Annotated in this window: 1 pseudogene; it reads right to left on the bottom strand. The window is 54.6% G+C overall.

Annotated features, from left to right (window positions below):
- A pseudogene (alaE, locus tag ACPYOJ_RS36115) lies at positions 1-251 on the bottom strand (L-alanine exporter AlaE); the annotation flags it as partial.

The raw sequence follows: 251 nt of genomic DNA, 5'->3' as shown, positions 1-251 counted from the left end.
GCTTTGGCCTGGCTGTACTGGCTGACCTTAAACAGGCGGCGACAGTAGTCGAGAAAATAGCCATACACCGCACCCATCAGCATTGAAATCACGATATTAGAACTGACCGCAGCGACGATTTGATGCCAGTCTGCGCCCACTGTCAGCAGAATAGCCACGTAAACCGGCGACTGGAACGTCACGTATGCCAGAACGTCGGCGAGGTTTTTCACCCACCCTGACGGGCTAATACGACGCGCAAAGCGCATGAC

It is taken from the genome of Rhizobium sp. SVR5-9E (assembly GCF_056755095.1).
The sequence above is the reverse complement of the archived record's forward strand: the minus strand, read 5'-3'. Positions and strand labels throughout refer to the sequence as shown.